Genomic DNA, 20,882 nt, shown 5'->3' with positions numbered 1-20,882 from the left:
TTGGAATATTTTTTTATTTGTAAGTCTCTAAGCAATCCTTCAATTTTTCAGCTACCACTTGTACATGGGGTTCTTCCAATAGCGAATGGTGAGATCCAGGAACATATTGGATATTTAATCCTCCCATAACTAAATCACCCCAGCCATATTGAGGATCGTATCGAAAACCTACAGCCGATGTACGACTCTGATCTTCAGTGCGAAGTAGAGTCATTTGCCCAGGATAAACAGGGACTATATATTTACTAGCAACTTCTATATTTATGCTAGTAATCAATAAATGCTTATCGTTGTCAGGTAAAGCATTTATTGATTCCAAATAAAGCATATAACTATTTTCGATTTGGTCTTTACCGAGTTTACTCCAGTCAATAATTTTATGGAAAAGGTAGCTAAGTCCTTTTTGCTGGATATTATGAAAATGCAATAATATTCTTTTCAAGAAAGAATCTCGTTGAATATGATTAACGAGACAAGTATCCAAAACCGCCAGAAAAGCAATTTTTTCTCCTTGTTCATGGAGTTGTCTAGCCATCTCGAAAACAACCAGACCACCAAAGGAATAACCTCCTAAAAAATAAGGGCCTTGGGGCTGAATGGTCTTGATTTCTTGAATATAGTGAGATGCCATATCTTCAACCTTGGTATTAAAAGGTTGATTTCCATTCAGTCCTTGTGCTTGTAGTGCATAAAATGGTTGATCTGTCCCTAAATGCTTGGACAAATCACGGAAACATAGGACTTCTCCACCTAATCCATGAATACAAAAGAATGGTGGTTTAGAACCCAATGGTTGAATTTCTACCAAAGATGTCCAAGAATTGTTTAATTGATTCTGTTGTTCAATTCCTGATTGATTATTGCTTGTTTCGCGGATAATTTGCGCTAAATCTTCGACAGTTCCTGATTGAAAAAGAGTTGCTAAAGGCAAACGTTGACCAAATATTTGTTCAATTTGCCAAAACAGTTTAACTGCTAGTAAGGAATGTCCCCCTAATTCAAAGAAATTATCTTGAATACTAATAGAATCTAACCCCAAAATTTTCTGCCAAACTTGGATTAATTTGCGTTCCAATTCATCACGAGGAACAATAAAATTTTTTGTTAATTCTGGATTTGTTTCCGGTATGGGTAAAGCTAGACGGTTAATTTTACCGCTAGGAGTAAGAGGCAAACTGTTGAGAATTACAAAATTTGTCGGTATCATGTAGTCAGGTAGTTTCTTTTTTATGAACCGTCGTAATTCTTCAACAGTTAATACCTGTTTTGATTCAGGTACAATATAGGCTACTAGCTGCTTATCTCCGGGTATATCTTCTCTAGCTATGACTACATTTTCAGCAATATTAGGATATTGATTGATAACTGATTCTACCTCACCTAACTCAATTCTAAAACCACGAATTTTGACTTGAAAATCTTTTCTTCCTAAAAATTCAATACTACCATCTGAGTTTAAACGACCCATATCTCCTGTGCGGTAAATTCGTCTTGAACCACCTGCTGAATCAGGAAGGAAAACCGCTGTTGTTAATTCAGGTTTTTGCCAGTATCCTAAAGCAATATAGGGACTTCTAATGGCAATTTCCCCATAGATATCAGTCTTTTCACCAAATTCATTCAACAATAAGATTTCAGTTTCTTCTACAGGATAACCAACTGAAACAGAATTACGAGTAATTTTCGTTTCTTTGTTGATAAAATACTGTAAGGTAACTGTAGATTCTGTTGGACCCAAACCATTCACAAAGATACATTTATCTGCAAAATATTCTTGATATAAATGCACATCTCTATGAACTACTTCTTCTCCTCCTAAGACGATTAGACGAATTTCTGGTAATTGTTGACTGCTACTTAAAACACTAACGAAGTGGCGATATAACGTTGGTGTAGAATGATAAATAGTGATGTTTTCTTTAAGTAGACACTGAGCTAAATAAGTTAGACCGTCTTCCCTAATATTTATGGGGTAGAGAGTAGCACCATTTAAGATTGCACCAAAAATATCCATGATGGCAGCATCAAAACTATAGGATGATAACAGAGTCAAGCTATCTTGATCATTAATATGCAAATTATTAGTATAGTTTCTAATGAAATGCAAAACATGGCGATGATTTTGAATTACCCCTTTTGGTTGACCTGTTGAACCTGATGTATAGAGAATATAGGCAATAGTATCTGGTAAAATTTCTAGTTTAATATCAGCAGAATTTTCAGTTAAGTTAATCTCATCAATATTAATCAATGGCAAACTATCTTGAATTAATTCTTGAGCGCGAATGAGATTTTTATTATTGGTAATAACTGCACTAGATAGAGCATCTTCGAGAATATATTCTACTCGATCACGGGGATATTCAGGATCTAAAGGAATGTATATCTTACCAGCTTTAAGAACTCCTAAAATTGCTGCAATCATTGGGGCATCATGTTCAAATAAAAGAGCGATTCTTTCTCCTTGAGATGCACTATATTTGAGAAGTTCTTTGGCTATACAATTACTTTGGTGATCTAATTCTTGATAAGTCCACTGATAATTTTTGGTTTTGACAGCAATATTTTGAGGATATTTCCTAACTTGTTCAACAAATCTTGCAGAAATTGATTGTTCAATATCTTGTTTTCTAAATTCAATAAACGAGTTGGTTGGACTAACTAAATTTCGCCGATTTGATGAATTTAATAAATCATTATCTGCTGTTTTTGGTAGTAGTGGTAAAGTTGAAATACACTGTTCTGGGTTGGCAACAATACTTTCAAGCAATGTTTGATAATGGATCAACATTTGCTGCATTGTATCGGCGTGAAACAGGTCAGCATTATAAACTAATTCCAGTTGGATACCCTGATTTTGTTCAGTAACATACAGGGTTAAATCAAATTTTGCTGTAGTTTCTAAGAGGGGGAAATGTTCTACAGACATCCCCGATAGTTCTAGTTGAATGTCCCCCAAGTTCAACATATTAAACCAGACTTGAAATAGTGGGTTACGACTTAAATCTCTTTGACAGTGTAGTTCTTCTACTAATTTTTCAAAGGGTGTATCTTGATGAGCATAAGCTGCTAAAGCCATTTGTCGAACTTGACTTAGCAATGATTGAAAATTGGGATGTTTAGAAAAGTTAGTTCGTAAAACTACAGTATTAATAAAAAATCCAATCAATCCTTCAATTTCAGTGCGATCGCGTCCAGCTACAGGAGAACCAATTAAAATATCTTCTTGTCCTGTATGACGATGTAATAGAGTGCCAAAAGCTGCTAACAATGTCATGAAAAGAGTTGCACCTGTTTGACGTGAAAGGGTCGTCAAAGATGTGGCCAAAGTGGGCGATAATAAAAGACATTCGGCTGCTCCTCGATAAGTTTGACTGGGTAACCGTGGATAGTCTGTAGGTAGTTCTAGTACCGTGGTAGCATCTGCTAATTGAGTTTTCCAATATGTAAGTTGTTTTTCGAGTACCTCACCAGATAAATGTTGGCGTTGCCATATTGCAAAATCTGCATATTGGATCGGAAGTTTTGACAAAGGTGAAGGCTTTTCATGCAGAAATGCGTCATAAACTGCGGCTAATTGTTGCCACAATATCCCTAATGACCAACCATCAGCAGCAATATGATGTACAACTAGCAAAAGTATATATTCTTCCTGGTTTATTTGCAGTAAAGTAACTCGCAACATCAAGTCAGATTTGAGGTTAAAAGGTCGTTGTGCGGCTTGATGTAAAATATTTTGGATTTGCTCTTGATTTTCTGATTCTTGTGTTAAATCAACTATTGTGAGTTCGACTGGACGGGGTGAATTAATAATCTGAATGGGGCTACCATCAGAGGAGGAGATAAAATTAGTTCTTAGTGCTTCATGATGGACAGAAATTTCATTCAAAGATTCTTGCAAAACACTGACATTTAACTGTCCTTTCAAGCGTAAAGCTTTAGAAATAATATAAGCCGGATTATTGGGTTCTAATTGTTCTAAAAACCATAACCGATATTGGGCAAAAGATAACGGTGCTGAGTGACGATTAGGTATTTGGGGAATAGTTTGATGATGTTGAATTTGACTTGCAGTTATGGCGGCAGCTAAATCAGCTATAGTAGGATTTTCAAACAAAATTTGTAAAGGCATTTCCACAGCGAAGGTTTGACGACACCGAGAAATCACTTTTGTTGCTAATAGAGAATGTCCACCCAAGGCAAAAAAATTGTCATGGATGCCTACTTTTTCTAAAGATAAAACTTCTTTCCAAATATTTGCTAATAACTCTTCTGTAGGATTACTTGGCGCTACAAAATTAGTTGAATCACCAAAATCAAATAAATTTGGTACAGGTAAAGCACGACGATCTATTTTTCCGTTAGGATTTAATGGTAAACTATCCAAGAAAACAAAAGCCGCAGGAATCATATAATCAGGTAATTGCTTTCGTAAAAAGTCGCGCAATTCTCCTGAACTGAGAATTTGTTCTGGGTTAGCGACAAGATATGCAATTAGTTGTTTATTACCTGGAACATCTTCACTCGCAATTACAATACTCTGTTGTAATCCTGAATGTTGATGAAGTAAAGTTTCAATTTCTCCCAATTCAATCCGAAACCCACGAATTTTAACTTGATAGTCAATACGACCTAAAAATTCAATATTTCCATCTGGTAAATAACGTGCTAAATCTCCGGTTTTATATAACTTTGAACTCTCAAATGGATTAGAAATAAATTTTTCTTGTGTGAGTTGAGGACGGTTTAAATAACCCCGTGCTAACCCTGCACCACCAATGTATAATTCACCTGCTTCACCAATAGGTAAAAGTTTTAAATTTTCATCGAGAATATAAATTTGTGTATTTGCTATAGGGCGACCAATTGGTGCAATTGTGTGATTAGTTTGGCGTTGACAAGTCCAAAAAGTGGTATCAATAGAATATTCTGTTGGTCCATAACAATTATGCAAAACATTATCTAAATTCAGACGTACAAAGAAACGTTCTATGAGTTCTACTGATAATGCTTCACCACCACAGGTAATGTGTCGCAAATATTGACATTTTTCAATGTCTGGTTCTTCTAATAAAACCCGCAATAAGGAAGGTACTAACGCAATGACGGTAATTTGCTCTTTGTCTATAAGTTTAATGAGATAGCCAGTATCTTGATGTCCTCCTGGTTTAGCCAAAACTAATTTTGCACCATAGCACAAAGGCCAAAATATTTGCCAGACAGAAGGATCGAAACTAAAAGAAATGTTTTGTAAAACTTTATCATTTGATGTTAGTTGAAAAGTTGTTTGTCGCCATGAAAGTTGATTGTAAATACCTCGATGAGTAATCATTACACCTTTAGGTTGACCTGTCGAACCAGAGGTATAAATTGCATAAATTAGGTGATCAGGATTAGTTTCAAAAACTGGATTTTCTTGACTGTTTTTAGCAATTATTTCCCAATCTACATCTAAACAAACTACTTGCGCTTGATGAGGTGGTAAAGTCCGAAAAAATTTCTCTTGGGTAAGTAAAATTGGTGTCTGGGTATCTTCCAAAATAAAGGCTAATCTATCTGCGGGATATGCAGGATCTAAAGGTACATAAGCTCCTCCTGCTTTGAGAATTGCCAATAGTCCCACAATCATCTCTAAAGAGCGTTCTAAACAAACACCCACCAATACATCTTTACCTACACCTAATCCACGCAGATAGTTTGCTAATTGATTGGCTCTTTGATTTAATTGCTCATAGGTAAGTTGGCTTTTTTCAAATATTACAGCAATAGCATCAGGAGTTAAATTTACCTGCATCTCAAACATTTGATGAATGCACAGAACCTGATTATTTATCTGAAAATTCAATATTTCAAGTTCGCTCAATGTTGAAATTGTGGTATTTATTTTCATCTTTGATAAATTAATAATTCACTAAGTTTTCTGCTTGAACTTCTGCTTTGGCTAAAGCTAAATTTTCATAAATCTTTTGTAACTTTGTTTGATCTTGAATTTGATTATGAAACTGCTTTAAATAAGCCTCAAGATATCTAATGCGTAAATGTGGATTATCTGGACTTTGCAAAAATGGTAAATCCAATTCATTCATGAACCGGATAGCTAATAACGGAGTAGGACTGCGGAGGGGACGGAAGTTAGAGTTATGTAATCCAGGACTTTCAGTCCGTCTATGAAATTCCCCAATCATTAATCCTGATTCCACAAATAAAGGTTTCAGTTTTTGTTGAATAGGATCAATTATTTGAGTTGCTGCTTCTATATCAACATCAGGAAAAATCAGCAAGAAAGCTTTATATACTGCTATTTCTTTTGCTGTAGCGGCTGTTTCTAAAAAAACAGATCGGTAGTTTTCGACAATATCTTCTATTTGCGCTAAATCTAAATTTTGAGTCCGAATAACTGACATTTGAATGTTATTACACTTGAGCGCATGAGGTATATAAGGGCAAACTGCTCCAGATCTACCTAAGTCGGGATGATCTCTTGCTAAAAAAGCATTTACCCATGCTGTAATTTCAATTAAGTAAGGAAGATCTTGCTGGATTTTTTCTATTTCAGTTGGTGTGTAGAGTTTCATCGTTTAGAGACAAATGAAGTAATTAATTATGCAGAATAAGTCTCAGAGGCTATTTGAAAAGTTTGATAGAGTTAAAAATTGAGTAAGTTGTTTCACTAAAATACAGATTATAGCACAATATACGCAAGTCTTTGATGTTTCCGGCAATATAGTGGTATACATTTAGGTGAAACCCTTTAGAGACGGTGTCTCCGCGACCTAGATTGTATTTTATCAAACAGAATTCAGGAGTCACAGAGTCAGAATTCAGTTGGGTATTCTGTGCGAGTGGCGGATGAATAACTGGGTTTAAGACCCCCACCAAATCTGCGATTTGGTGGTCTTTAATCAGTCGCAGGTCTGAATCCTCGACTGATTGATTCTGACTCAGTGGCTACTGACTCCTGACTCCTTCTTTATCCGACTGAAAACCGCTATAACTCATAATCTCTGACCAAAGGGCAATACCCCATCAACCAAGCAAAAGTGTGTTCCACACTTCGACTAGTAGCAAAACAATAATATAAAGTTTGTATTTAGATCATTATTTATATTATGAAATTTTATGGGAAAAGCATAAATCTTTAACTAGAATCTTAGATAATACATTAACTGAGCGATCGCATCCCCTGATAATTCTAATCTTTGTTGAAAATCTACTAAATTTTTATAATAACCAACAGCTAAACGATTTTCTACAACTTTTTGCGCTAGAGATAAATCTATAAAAGGAATTTTCGATAAACTCTCTACCGAAGCCGTATTAGGATTAACTGGTTGAGGTTTATCTAAAGAACTATCATCATAATAATTAAAATTTAACATGGGTTTTAGCGGTTCTAATCTCTGTAAAGGCAAACCCAAAGCCGCAGCTACATCTTCAATAGAGTAGAATACCACACCAGCGCGGGAAAGTTCCACAAGCGATCGCCCTTGATGAATTGATAACCCAGGTAAACGTAGCCAATCATCCACTGTTGCTTGATTAGCATCAATACCCAAACCCAATTCAGCAGCCATTTGAATTTCTTCCCCAGATTGTAAACGATAATAGGGGTCACTTAGCAACTTGGCACGCAGCTTTTGCAATTTCAGATTTAAAGGTAGCCACTTATTCATTCTCACACCGATCCTTTTAGCAATTACGAATTTCCTAAATCTGATCCAACATCTGACGACGTTTTTGCTCAAACTCATACTCAGAGATTAATCCATCTTGACGGAGTGCTTCTAACTCACGCAAAGCATTAGCCACTGATTCTACCTGATTACCAACTTGAGGAGATACCTTTGTTGGTGACTCACCTAAATTAAAATACCGATCAAAAGTTTCTTCCTCTTGAGTTAAATACCAAACCCCCTCAATAGCACTAGCTATCATGGCAATAGGTGTACCGGATACAGATAACAAAACATAGACTATTCCCCAAAGTGGCTGTCCCAAGTAAAATTTATGTAAACCCGAAATTGGAAGTATCCCCGAAAAGGCCAAAACAGTAGCAATGGCACGGCTTTTTCGTTTAGTTAATATCATTTTATTCATAGCCGTTCTACTGGATTTTGAACTACTCGCGGCAGTCCCTACTCTTAATGTACTGATATGCTAGGGGTTAGAGAGGTTTATTGCAGCGAAGCGGAAATAACTAATCCATATTTAATTAATTAGAGGATCTCAATATTATAGAATATATAACATAATCGCAGGAGATAAAAACACTGTGGGCAAGCTAAATATTGGGGAAAACCAACTACTTGTACCATCGTTTTCCGTAATGGTAAATGGTACGCATCTATTACAGTTAATGTTTTAGCTTGACTTACGCCAAGCATGGAATAGGTGTTTTTCCAAAACATCGAAACCACCCCGATTCAAGAAAAAAGGACAGCACGATTCTTTTTATTTAGAGTCAGGGACTAAGGCGAAACAGACTTTGGTAATTTTGGGTAAGTTTTATAGAACGGATATAGAAACTCACAGTTCAGGCGAAGCCAACTGTGGGTAGTTCATCTGATTGAAATGTTACATCACAATAAACTCATAAAATCAAAGATATTAAAAAGAATACTTTATAACGGATATATTACTCATATAGTAAAATTAATCAAAATATTTTACTTACCAGGAATTGATTAAATCTACTTTCATACATTCATGTTTACTAAAACTATATTAGTAAATACTCAAAAATCATGATTACCATACTGACTTAAATTTCAATATAAAACCCAGTAGCAGTCAAAAATTTCATCAATAATCATACAATGTCACTTAATTCCTTATCAACAGAATGGCTAAATCTGCTTATTGATCCTTATGCAGTACTAGGGGTTTCTGTTAATGCTGATGATCGTCAGATTAGTAAGCGGTATTATATTCTGACCAAACAGTTACACCCTGACAACTATATAAATAAGAACGAACCGAAACAAGAATTAGCTCAAATAGTATTTACACAATTGATTAACCCAGCTTATGAAAAACTTAAGCAAACACAAAAACGTCTAAATACTATAGCATTACTGCGTTCAGAAGCCCAAGTTTTAGATCCACAGACAGCAGTTGGCATCCAAATTTCTATCATTCAGTCAATATCAACAATGTCTGCTGGAGAAGCAGAATTATTTTATGAAGACGTAGTTGCATCCTATGCGTCTTCTCAATATTATTCACTGCATCAATCATATCAGATGATACAACAGTTAAGGGCTCTAAATATAGTCTACTTATCATATCAACAACTGACTAATGAATATAAACCTGTCATCCCCGCAGAAGAAAACCAGGTACTTCCAGACACCTCATCTCCAAACACAATTCTGCAAACAGAGTCAAAATCAGAGCCAATAAACTATGCTCAACAGTACTATGAGAGAGCTGTAGACTATTATAACCAAGAAAACTGGAGTTTAGCAGTACAAGAACTGCGAGATGCTATTAAATTAGACTTAACCAATGCTGATTACTATGCACTATTAGGCGTAGTACATTTTCAACAGAAATTTTTAGGTATGGCTAAAGTCTATATTCGTCAAGCATTAAAAATTAATCCTCAACAACAACTGGCTTTGAAATATGCCGCCCTCTTGCAAATTAAAGTTAATGAACCAGTTACGTCTCAATCAATGTCAAAAGCCGTGGGTATTGCTTCTTTATTAAGTAAGTTTTTATCGCAGAAACTTTACTGACATTTACCCTAACTCCATACACTTAAGGTCAAGTAGTGAAATTTCGGTAAAAACCCCCACTTTAACCGAAGTAGTTTCCCCAGATGAATGCTCTAGACTAAAATAGGATATGGATACAAAAATTAAAGCTCCTGAAGTAATAGCGCTCAGTTAAAGAGAAGCAAAATGGGATTCTTCGACTCTGAAATAGTGCAGCAAGAAGCCAAGCAGTTGTTTGAAGATTATCAAGCACTAATTCAGCTTGGCAACAGCTACGGCAAATTTGACCGCGAGGGCAAGAAGCTGTTTATTGAGCAAATGGAATCCATGATGGATAGATATCGCATCTTTATGAAGCGTTTCGAGCTATCAGAGGATTTCATGGCCCAAATGACCATACAGCAACTAAAAACTCAACTAGATCAGTTTGGCGTAACTCCACAACAAATGTTTGAGCAAATGAACGTAACCTTAGAAAGGATGAAAGCGGAATTGGAAAAAACAAAATGATTAGGGATTGGGAATTGGTGACTGGCTTGAATCTTACCAATTATCCATTACCAATTACCAATTACCCATTAATTTGATTTAGGACGTGTGAACTGGGAAGTAGGCTTAAACTTCTCTACAGGGACATCCTTGAGTGCTTTCATCATAAAGTCCCGCCAAATAGGAGCTACCATAACACCACCAGTTGCCCCACTAGCTAGTTGTTTGCTGTCGTCTCTGCCTACCCAGACAGCAGTGGTTAGCTGCGGCACAGTACCGACAAACCAAATATCTTTTTCAGAGGATGTAGTTCCTGTCTTCCCAGCAGCAGGACGATCTATTGCAGCACCTTTACCTGTACCTTCAGTCATTACCGAAGTCATGATATCAATGGTCGCTGCTGATGCCCAAGGATCAAGAACTTGTTTAGGTTTGGGTGTATTATCGAGAATTACATTACCAGCACTGTCAGTAATGCGGACAATTACAGTCGGTGGTGACTGCCAGCCATAATTAGCAAAGGTAGCATAGGCACTAGCCATTTCTAAAGGAGTGACACCAATAGCACCCAAAGGTAAAGAGGTAACGGGTTCCATGGGACTCATAATCCCTAAAGTGCGGCAGGTTTCAATCACTTTATTCATTCCCACCGCTTTACCAAGTTTAATCACTGGGATGTTGCGAGATTGGGCGAGGGCTTTGCGAATTGACATTGCTCCCGAAAAGCCACCATCGTAGTTTCTTGGGTAGTACCAACCATTACCATCTTGATAACTCACTGGCGCATCGACAACTGTACTATCTGGTGCATATTTGCCAGTAGCAAAGGCAGTATAATAAACAAAAGGCTTGAATGAAGAACCTGGTTGCCGTTGAGCTTGGGTAGCGCGGTTAAATTCACTGACTTTATAATCTACACCACCAACTAGGGCTTTGACAAAATGGGTGCGAGGATCAATTGCTACCAAGGCCATTTGATTTTTAGATAACCCTTGAGACTGAAGCTTTTCATGCCATTCTTTGACAGTTTCTTCAGCCATGATTTGGAATTTAGCATCAACCGTAGTCTGTACACGCATTCCCCCTTTGGTCAGGGCATCACGTCCAAATTTTTTCGCCAACTCTTGAGCTACAGTATTGGTAATATAAGGTGAGGCACTACCTTGAAAAGACCTGATTTTACCCAGTTTAATTGGTTGTTTTAGGGCATCATCATATTCTTTTTGGGTAATCCAATTCAACTCGATCATTCGCCCCAGAACTTCCTTTTGTTTCTGTTTGGCCAATTTCATACTGGCAAAAGGGCTAAACTCTTCTGGTGCTTGGATTAAACCCGCCATCATTGCTGATTCACCCAAAGTTAAATATTCTGCTGATTTATTAAAATAACTGCGTGCTGCTGTTTGTACACCGTAATTGTTATGACCCCAATACACTTGATTGAGGTACATTTCTAAAATTTCGTCTTTACTAAGAATTTGTTCTAAACGAATTGCTAGTACAGCCTCTGCTAATTTCCGCGTAAACGCCCGTTTCTGAGATAAGAATAGGTTTTTTACCAACTGCATGGTAATAGTAGAACCACCTTCTTTCACGCCACCTGCTACCATGTTGACGACGATAGCACGGCCTACACCCGTCGGGTTAATGCCATGATGATCGTAAAAATGACCATCTTCACTGGCTAAAACTGCGCGTTTCAGGTTAGGGGAAACTTTATTCAGGGGGACTACTTCTCGGTTAGCTTCTCCGTGAATACCAGTTAAAAGTTTGCCTTTTATATCATAAATGTAAGTTGTTTCCGAGGGGAAAAAGTTTTTTATTTGTCTAACATCTGGTAAATTACGGAAACTAATGGCTAAACCCACTAGTGTTCCCGCGACAATAGAGCTGGTTAGGAGTGTCATGGATAGTAGAGTACCACCAGTTATCTGACCTACTCCTTTAAAAAACTCAAATCCAGATGAATCCTGCTCTTGTGGTTGTTTGTTTGCAAAAGTCCTAGACGACACGGCGATCTCACTTCCTCACTTGTAAATTTAAATGTAATTCATTAAATGGAAAAAGACAGTTAATTTTTTGCAATTATAGTAGTCTGACAGAGCAAAGAACAGATAATAGGTTGGTGAACATAACAGATTTAACTTTTAGAGTGGAAAGTATAGTTAATAGTGAATTTCTTAGTATGACGCAAAATTTCTTTTGGTTGCATCGTGGTGTGGCAGAAATTTTTCCACAACCCCATGATGTTGGTAATGACACGGAAAGTCTGGAAAAGCAGTTACTCAATTCTGACCGTCCGTTACGGATCAAGCTCGGTATTGACCCTACTGGAGCAGATATTCATCTCGGTCATAGCATACCTGTCCGAAAATTGCGAGCTTTTCAAGATGCTGGTCATACAGCGGTTCTCATTATTGGTGATTTTACAGCCCGTATTGGTGATCCTACTGGTAAATCAGAGGTTCGTCGTCAGTTAACAGAAGCTGATGTAGCACAAAATGCCCAAACTTATCTTGACCAAGTGCGTCCTATTTTAGATTTTGATACTCCTGGTCGGTTAGAGGTACGTTATAATTCGGAATGGCTTTCTTCTCTAGATTTGGGGAAAACTTTGGAGTTACTTTCGACTATGACAGTAGGCCAAATGTTAGCTAAGGAAGGTTTTGCAGAACGTTATAAACAAGAGAGTCCCATTTTTCTCCATGAGTTCCTGTATCCACTGATGCAAGGTTATGATTCTGTAGCTGTGGAAGCTGATGTGGAATTGGGGGGGACTGATCAAAAATTTAATATTGCTGTGGGACGAGATCTACAACGCCATTTTGGTCTAAAACCTCAGTTTGGGCTGTTGTTACCAATTTTGATTGGGACTGATGGTGTACAAAAAATGTCTAAGTCTTTAGGTAATTATGTGGGATTGGGTGAACATCCTTCCCAAAAGTATCAAAAACTACAAGCTGTACCAGATAATTTACTGTCACAGTATTTTGAACTGCTCACAGATTTACCTTTAGATAGTTTGCCAGAAAACCCCCGCGATCGCCAAGAATGTTTGGCTTGGGAAATTGTCCGTCAGTATCACGGTGAACAAGCGGCTAATGAGGCGAAGGAAGCGGCAAAAAGTGGTGGGAAGGAGGGAGCATTGCCGGAATTTTCTCTAGCTGCTGTTTTGCAATTTCCCGTTAAATTAGCTTATATCCTCGGTGTTACTGGTTTGTGTAAAAGTAATGCTGAAGGTAAGCGGAAAATTCAAGAAGGTGGTGTTCGCCTAGATGGTGATAAAGTTACTGATGTGGATTTGACTTTTGCTGAACCTAGTGATTTATATGATCAGGTGTTACAGGTTGGTAAGAAGAATTTTGTGCGTTTAGTAAAGTAGCTATCAGCCGTCAGCCTCAAGCCAGCCTCAAGCCAGCCTCAAGCCAGGGAATAAATTCCCTGTCTAATAGCTAAAGTCGGTTAAAACCGACTATGTTTAAGATCTTTTTTGAAAATTTATTGATATCCTCACTCCTCGATCTCCTTTTTCATCATGACTGTTGATAAAATTATCGTTCCTTTAGATGTACCAGATTTAGATAGTGCGATCGCTCTAATTGAAAAACTTCCCCAAGTTACTTTTTGGAAGGTTGGTTTGGAGTTGTTTACCAGCTCTGGTCCAAAGATTTTGGAAATCCTCAAATCTCAAGAAAAGCGAATTTTCCTCGATTTGAAGTTTCACGATATCCCCAACACTGTTGCTGGTGCTTGTCGGGCTGCGGCTGGTTATGGAGTAGATTTATTGACAATTCACGCAACTTGTGGTACTGATGCTCTCAAGGCTGCTGCGGAGGCAGTACAAGTTGGAGCGGAAAAAGTTGGAACAAAACCACCAAAATTAATTGCTATTACCTTGTTAACCAGTATTTCGGCGCGACAATTGGCGTTTGATTTAAAAATTCCCTTAGAATTGCCAGAATTTGCTTTAGAAATGGCACTTTTAGCCCAAAACTCAGGTTTAAATGGGGCGGTATGTTCTCCCCAAGAGGTGCGACAATTAAGAACAAGTTGTGAAAATGACTTTTTGCTAGTTTGTCCAGGAGTGCGTCCTAGTTGGGCTGATAAAGGAGATCAAAAGCGATCGCTTACTCCCTCCCAAGCTATCACAGCGGGTGCAAATTATCTAGTTATTGGTCGTCCTATTACCGCTGCGGCTGAACCTGAGTTAGCTTGGAATCAAATTGTTCAGGAGTTAGAAATAGTTGCATGAAATAGACTACAACTAGTCGCTTTTAACGGGCTTTACTTCTGAGACAGGGAATTTATTCCCTGGTCTAAAGACTCTTCTCTATTAAGTACCTAAAATTAATTATCAAGATAGTTCTTCCTCGTCGGTTTCATCCTAACAAATTCAAAATCAATTGTCAACCCCCCTTAATACTATTTTTTTGCTTTTGTTGGAGGTAATTTAATAACGAGCAAATAAATTATTCAAATCAAATCGGTTTTACGTTTATGTTAGTTAAACACCAATTGTAGTAAAAATGAGCAATGCTAAACCCTGACTGTAGTTTAGGAATTCAAGAGGAAAAAAGAAGCAGGAAGAAGAAAGTAAATTTCTCTCCTGCTTTTTGGTGCTTATATTTAATAGCCTATAATTGCTGGCTATTTATCTCTCCTGGATTTCACTATGCTGCTTATGCTAACAATATTCCTCCCAAACCTGTAAATCCAGAGATTAGTAATTCTTGTTCTGAGCAAAGTTTAGAAACATTAACAACTCAGTTAATGTTAGATTTGCCTAGCTATGCAAATCGTTCTATTCAACGTGCGCGTCGTCTGAAACGGAGTGTTGATACTTTTTCCTACATATTGGCTGCTGGTAAACCAGAGTTTCAATCTTTACCATTAAATCCCGGTATTGATAATGGAGATAAATATAATGCAGAAGGAGTAAAACAAGTTTTTTTTACTACCTTAGAAAGAAAATATATTCATAAAAAAGCTGTAGAATTGCAAGAATTCCACAGGCTATTTTTGACAAAAACTAATATAGGCTGGACTGTGGTAATGATGTTTACCCAAACTAGCGCCTATCCAGTTAAACCACCTATTGCCCCACCTAGAGATAGTAGTAATGGTGCGATCGCTCAAGGTGTTAAACTATGGTTACGAGATTGTGAAGCTGGAAGTGTTCGATAACCGGATCATTATTTTTGTTTCGCGCAAAGACGCAAAGGAAGAAATACATGATTACGCTTGGGGAATTTGATTTAATTCTGCTGTCAGCTTTTCTTTGTTGCGTCTGCGGATTTTGGCGTAAAGTTGAATACTCACAGCCATAAAAATCACTAAACCAAAAATTAACCAAGCAGTGAGGTCAGTTGGTAAATTATTCTTGAAGATAGCCAACATGACAATTACAACTAATAGAAGTGTTGGGGCTTCATTTAAAGCGCGTAAACTTTGACCACTCCATTTACATTCGTCCGCTGCTAACTGCTTCATTAATCTACCGCAGTAATAATGATAGCCAATTAAAACAGCTACAAACCCTAATTTAAAATGTAACCAGGGTTCTTTTAACAGTTCCATATTGGTTGATAAAATACCAATAGCCATTGCTACGGTTACGAACATACCTGGAGTGGTAATAATATCGTAAAGACGCTTTTCCATGAGTTGATACTGATTTTTCAGTATCGTTTTTGCTGGTTCTGGTTCAAGGTTAGCTTCAACGTGGTAGATAAACAGACGGACAAGGTAAAATAACCCCGCAAACCAAACCACAAAGCCAATAATGTGAAATGCTTTAAACCACGAATACGCCATGAATTTTAACCTACTTTAATCAATTTACAAATGATTGCATCTACTCTCATTATCGGGTTAAGGTGATTTCACAGCAAGGATGTCGGTGGGTTAAGAAGTGTAAATCTTATATTTAGTTTTAATATACTCTAATAATTGACTGTTACTTAAAATAATATTTCCATATCCAGGAAAATAGTTATTAAGAATATTAATTATTGTTTTCGTGAAATCATGCTGTAGTATTTTCATCAAAGATACTCCCTTGGATAAAATCTAAATCTACTTTTTTACCATTTTTATTTTTGATATTATGGTTTTTCTGTTCTGGTAAAAGTTTTTCTCCTTGATATTCTGTCCACTCTAAAACTCTTCTCAAGCCAATTTTTAGATATTCTTCTTCTAATTCAATACTGATAGATTTTCTACCTAAACGTTTAGCTACAGCAGCAGTTGTAAAAGTTCCAGCAAAAGGGTCAAGTATTAAACTTCCTTCATGACTACTTGCTAAAATGATTCTTTCTAGTAATGACTCTGGTTTTTGTGAAGGATGGTTTTCGTATTCTTCCATGCGATATCTCACACGGGAAAAATACCAAGCATTCCCAGGTACTTTTTCTGTATTATAGGGAGTAGGAACTGATTTTCTGTAATCAATTAATTTACGTTGTGAACCTGTTTTGGCTTCAACTTTAATATCATCTGCATTAAAAATATAATTGTTTTTATCTTTCACACAATGAAGAATAGGTTCATACATTGAACCAAAGTATTTTGTGGCTTGAACTCCAGAACTATCATAATGCCATATTATGCGACTGAGAATAGTTAATTTTTTTCTTAAGTAAATATCAAAATAAGGAATTGCTTGGGTACTTGTCATCACATAAATTGTACCATTTTGTTTAAGAATGCGAATACATTCATCAAGCCATTGATATGACCAATTAATATATTCTTCCTCTGATTCCCATTTATCATGGAAATTACTAAATTTCTTACCTATATTATAGGGAGGATCGATAAAAATTAAATCTACTGATTCTGAAGGAATATGATTTGATAAAATGCTAATAGCATCACCATGAAAGATAGTATGTTGTCGATTTTTATAATGTTCAATCATTATTTTTGATGAATAAATAAAACAAATTCAAGAAATAATATATGGTTTTAAATTTACTATCCTTCTTCTAAGAGGATGAATGAACAAGTTTTTAATGTATAAACAAACCCCTCTTGTAAACCTCTCCCCGAAGCAGGGAGAGGCTTTGAAACCCCCCTTCCCTCGTAGGGAAGGGGGGTAGGGGGGTTAGGTTTTTGGAGATTATCGGTTTCATATAATACTTTATGGCTAACGCCACGCTTCGCTATCAAACAACCTCTAAACAATATTCCTATTTGTTAAAAAAGGGATAGTAAGAAACACAGGTTTATAACTAATTCGATTGGGAACGCCGGACAAATGGGAGTAAATCTTGTAAAATCACTTCATAATAATGTTCTTGGGGATAATGTCCCACATTATTAAGTTTGATTAATTCACCATTAGCTACAGATTTTACAAAACTTTCCGCCATATCTACAGATAACCAAGGATCAATCATTCCCCATTGTGCTAAAATAGGTTGTTGCCATCCTTTAAAGCCATTTTCTATTTCTATCATCGCTTTTTCTAGTTGGAAATTGCGAATTGTTGCTAATAGACTTCTTCCAGAAGCAGAACTTTTCAAAAATGGTTTTCTATAAATATCTAAATCTTCATCTTCAATGCGGTAACGACTACCCCCTTCCAAGGTTCTATCAACCAATAAAGGATCTTGGGTAATGATATCTCCAGCTAAAGGTAAACCCATTTGTTTGATTTTCCAAGGGATTTTTGCAGAAGTAGAAATTGGTGTATTTAAAATAGCTATATTAGCAACCTGTTCAGGATGACGTAAGGCGTATTGTAACCCAACTGAACCTAAAAAGCCTTGGACAACTAAGGAAAATCTTTCTAATTCTAAGGCTTTAACAAATCCTTCCAAAGCTGTAATAAATGCGTCGGGAGTATAAGCAAAATCCTGTTTTTCTGGTTTACTGGAAAATCCGTAACCAATCCAGTCAGGTGCGATCGCTCTATTTCCCTGTGCTGCTAAACTGGGAATAACATTTCTCCAACTATAACTTTGAGAAACTATCCCATGTAAGCATAATACAGGAATTAAATCAGTTCTACCAATCGGTTCAGCTTCCCGATAAAACCATTCTAGGGAATTTACTGTAATTTTATGTTCTTGAATTGACACGCTATTTTTTATTTTTTATTTGGGAATACAACAGCAGATAAAAATTCAAACTTTAAAATTCAAAAACAATTTCTGCCAATTAAAAAATTTTAACAAGAAACGGGGACAACCTGAGAGGATGTTTTAAAAGTCCCTGATGATGTATCAAATATTTATTACCCCCCTTAATCCCCCCTTGTGAAGGGGGGAAACAAGAAAATCTAGTCCCCTCCCCTTCAAAAGGGGCTACGGTGTACACACATCTCTAGACAGGATGCTAAACGTGATCCGATCCCCCTAAATCCCCCTTAAAAAGGGGGACTTTGAAGAATTTAGCCCCCCTTTTTAAGCTACGGTGTACACACATCTCTAGACAGGATGCTAAACGTGATCCGATCCCCCTAAATCCCCCTTAAAAAGGGGGACTTTGAAGAATTTAGCCCCCCTTAAAAAGCTATCCATTACCGGGATCTTTCTTAACATTCGATAAGAGCGATCGCTCTCAAACCCCAAACCTTAATCCTCCGTTGATGATTCTCAATAAAATCAGGGTTTTATCAAGAAGAATAAGGTACATTTTGTCAAGAGTAGGGAAATTTTCAAGCGTTGAAACCGTTGCCACATAAATGTTTCAAGATTGTTAAGAAAGATGTGGGTAATGGATAGCTTAAAAAGGGGGACTTTGAAGAATTTAGCCCCCCTTTTTAAGGGGGGTTGGGGGGATCTAAACGTTGTGGGGCAACTCTAGAAGACTTGTGTGTACACCGTAGCCTTTTTAAGGGGGGTTGGGGGGATCTAAACGTTGTGGGGCAACTCTAGAAGACTTGTGTGTACACCGTAGTTCAAAAGGGGAGGGTTGGGGTGGGGTATAACTGTGATAAAAATTACAGAATAATACTTTTAAAACAACCTCTGAAATCAGGACTATCTTTCTTGACATTATCATTAGAGGATGTTTAAAAATAGGATTACAGATGAAGCTTCTCAACAAGCCTGAATCTGATCTAAAATGGCTAACATTGGCCAATATCCCCAAGATTCTGTAATTTTCTGATTCTCAATCTTGAAGATTTCTAACGCCTCAAATTCTACTTTTACTCCAGTGGGAGCGATACTAACAAACTCACCTAAATGCGTAGCTGTAAAGTGACCCCGAAATACAACTTTGTCATTTTCTTCGATCAGATCATCAATCACAACTTTAATATCTGGAAAGGATTTATGTGTACTTTTCAATATCTCAATTGCATCCTCGACGCTTCGCACTTGAGGTAATCCATGATCTATATAATTTGGCGCAATATACTTATATGCGGCTTCGTAATCTTGATGATTATAGATTTCAAAAAATAGTCTCACAACTTCCTTATTAGTTAAATTATTCATAGGATTTTATGCAAATTTTAAGAGGATAGGTAAATCATACATGAAAGCTAGTACATTGTAAATTTGTTTTTTTGGATTCTATATCTAGAGAATTATTATTAAAGCCATGAGATTCTTGAACTAAATACAATGGGCGCTGTTTAGCTTCTTCATAAATTCGTCCCAAGTATTCTCCAATTACACCTAATCCTATCAACTGGATACCACCGAGAAAAAGTAAAACAACCATTAATGAAACATAACCTGGAACTGTAATTCCTTCTATGATCGTCAAAATAATTAAATAAGCTGCATATAAGAATGACAAAACTGAGATAGTTAATCCCAAGTAAGTCCAAATCTTTAAAGGAATCAGACTAAAAGAAATAATTCCATCCAGGGCAAAATTCCACAGTTTCCAATAATTCCACTTGGTTTGTCCTTGGTAACGCGGTTGACGATCATAGGAAATTAGGCATTGTTTAAAGCCAACCCAAGCAAATAAACCTTTCATAAACCGAGTTCTTTCTGGCATCTGTTTTAATGCTTCTACAACTCGTCGATCTAATAATCGAAAATCACCTACATTTGCAGGAATATCCACAGGACTTAGTTTGGATATAGTCCAATAAAATGATGATGCTGTTAATTTTTTTATCCAACTATCATCTAATCGTAAACGCCGTTGAGCATAAACCACATTATACCCTTCACGCCATTTATTTATAAGTTGCTCAATCAGTTCTGGGGGATCTTGAAGATCGGCATCAATGGGAATAACCGCTTTTCCCTGTGCGTAGTCAATTCCTGCTGTTAAGGCAATTTCTTTCCCAAAATTACGGGAGAAACTCACTACTTTAATAGCTGGATTGCGATCGCAGTGATCGATCAAATATTTCAAAGTATTGTCTTTACTACCATCGTCTATACAGATGATTTCATAGGTAATATTTAATTTATTCAAAACTGAAGTAATCCGCTCAAATAAGTGATCAATATTATCTTCTTCATTGTGTAAAGGTACTACTATAGACAACTCTACAAAATCCAAGTTTGATTTAATTGGATGTCTTTGATTATCTATTGATTGCTCATCAATAGTTAGTACCATTTTGTGAATACCTGGAGGAATATTATCGGGAACTGTAATTGTCACTTGAGAATCTTTTGTTATATTGGCAATAGCTTCAATTGTGATCATCGTATTATTTACAATTAAGTTGATTTATACTATAACGGTTCTTTT

The 20,882-nt window shown here is 36.6% G+C and carries 15 protein-coding genes; 5 read left to right on the top strand and 10 right to left on the bottom strand.

The window, feature by feature from the left end:
• Window positions 1–13: 13 nt before the first annotated feature.
• The 4 genes from EZY12_26125 to EZY12_26110 form a co-directional block, all read right to left on the bottom strand.
• The gene (locus EZY12_26125) at window positions 14–5,890 is read right to left on the bottom strand and encodes an amino acid adenylation domain-containing protein (GenBank protein QSX68050.1); all 5,877 of its coding nucleotides are present in this window, start codon (window positions 5,888–5,890) and stop codon (window positions 14–16) included.
• A 10-nt stretch (window positions 5,891–5,900) separates the two neighbouring features.
• A complete protein-coding gene (locus EZY12_26120) occupies window positions 5,901–6,575 on the bottom strand; it encodes a hypothetical protein (GenBank protein ID QSX68049.1) in 675 nt (224 codons plus the stop codon).
• Window positions 6,576–7,142: 567 nt separating this feature from the next.
• Window positions 7,143–7,673 carry a ComEA family DNA-binding protein gene (locus tag EZY12_26115; protein ID QSX68048.1) on the bottom strand — a complete coding sequence of 177 codons (531 nt, stop codon included), beginning with the start codon at window positions 7,671–7,673 and terminating at the stop codon, window positions 7,143–7,145.
• A gap of 34 nt (window positions 7,674–7,707) precedes the next feature.
• Window positions 7,708–8,085 (bottom strand): NINE protein, encoded by a 378-nt coding sequence (locus EZY12_26110; GenBank protein QSX70842.1) that lies wholly within the window; start codon window positions 8,083–8,085, stop codon window positions 7,708–7,710.
• Between the two features lie 731 nt (window positions 8,086–8,816).
• Between EZY12_26110 and EZY12_26105 the strand changes: the two genes are divergently transcribed.
• A complete protein-coding gene (locus tag EZY12_26105) occupies window positions 8,817–9,740 on the top strand; it encodes a DnaJ domain-containing protein (GenBank protein ID QSX68047.1) in 924 nt (307 codons plus the stop codon).
• Between the two features lie 165 nt (window positions 9,741–9,905).
• Window positions 9,906–10,229 carry a DUF1825 family protein gene (locus EZY12_26100; GenBank protein ID QSX68046.1) on the top strand — a complete coding sequence of 108 codons (324 nt, stop codon included), beginning with the start codon at window positions 9,906–9,908 and terminating at the stop codon, window positions 10,227–10,229.
• A 68-nt stretch (window positions 10,230–10,297) separates the two neighbouring features.
• Here EZY12_26100 and EZY12_26095 read toward each other — a convergent pair whose 3' ends face one another.
• Complete coding sequence (locus EZY12_26095) at window positions 10,298–12,220, bottom strand: penicillin-binding protein (protein QSX68045.1); 1,923 nt, start codon at window positions 12,218–12,220, stop codon at window positions 10,298–10,300.
• 173 nt (window positions 12,221–12,393) lie between these two features.
• On the opposite strand from EZY12_26095, the gene EZY12_26090 reads away from it, so the two are divergent.
• The 3 genes from EZY12_26090 to EZY12_26080 all read left to right on the top strand — a co-directional run bounded on the left by EZY12_26090 (window position 12,394) and on the right by EZY12_26080 (window position 15,392).
• A complete protein-coding gene (locus tag EZY12_26090; protein QSX68044.1) occupies window positions 12,394–13,590 on the top strand; it encodes a tyrosine--tRNA ligase in 1,197 nt (398 codons plus the stop codon).
• A gap of 153 nt (window positions 13,591–13,743) precedes the next feature.
• Window positions 13,744–14,460, top strand: coding sequence for an orotidine-5'-phosphate decarboxylase (pyrF, locus tag EZY12_26085; protein ID QSX68043.1), 717 nt, complete (start codon window positions 13,744–13,746; stop codon window positions 14,458–14,460).
• A gap of 281 nt (window positions 14,461–14,741) precedes the next feature.
• On the top strand, window positions 14,742–15,392 hold the full coding sequence (locus EZY12_26080) for a hypothetical protein (protein ID QSX68042.1): 651 nt from the start codon (window positions 14,742–14,744) through the stop codon (window positions 15,390–15,392).
• Window positions 15,393–15,443: 51 nt separating this feature from the next.
• On the opposite strand, the gene hemJ is transcribed toward EZY12_26080, so the two are convergent.
• From hemJ to EZY12_26055, 5 genes are all read right to left on the bottom strand, one after another.
• Entirely contained in the window at window positions 15,444–16,022 is a 579-nt protein-coding gene (gene hemJ, locus EZY12_26075) for a protoporphyrinogen oxidase HemJ (protein QSX68041.1), read from the bottom strand.
• A gap of 211 nt (window positions 16,023–16,233) precedes the next feature.
• The gene (gene yhdJ, locus EZY12_26070) at window positions 16,234–17,127 is read right to left on the bottom strand and encodes an adenine-specific DNA-methyltransferase (GenBank protein ID QSX68040.1); all 894 of its coding nucleotides are present in this window, start codon (window positions 17,125–17,127) and stop codon (window positions 16,234–16,236) included.
• A gap of 313 nt (window positions 17,128–17,440) precedes the next feature.
• Window positions 17,441–18,292: an alpha/beta fold hydrolase gene (locus EZY12_26065; protein QSX68039.1), complete on the bottom strand. Its 852-nt coding sequence runs from the start codon at window positions 18,290–18,292 to the stop codon at window positions 17,441–17,443.
• Window positions 18,293–19,255: 963 nt separating this feature from the next.
• On the bottom strand, window positions 19,256–19,657 hold the full coding sequence (locus EZY12_26060; protein ID QSX68038.1) for an ester cyclase: 402 nt from the start codon (window positions 19,655–19,657) through the stop codon (window positions 19,256–19,258).
• Between the two features lie 34 nt (window positions 19,658–19,691).
• Window positions 19,692–20,747: a glycosyltransferase family 2 protein gene (locus tag EZY12_26055; protein QSX70841.1), complete on the bottom strand. Its 1,056-nt coding sequence runs from the start codon at window positions 20,745–20,747 to the stop codon at window positions 19,692–19,694.
• Between the last annotated feature and the right edge of the window lie 135 nt (window positions 20,748–20,882).

The sequence above is a fragment of the Dolichospermum sp. DET69 genome, from assembly GCA_017355425.1.
Lineage (GTDB): Bacteria > Cyanobacteriota > Cyanobacteriia > Cyanobacteriales > Nostocaceae > Dolichospermum.
The sequence above is the reverse complement of the archived record's forward strand: the minus strand, read 5'-3'. Positions and strand labels throughout refer to the sequence as shown.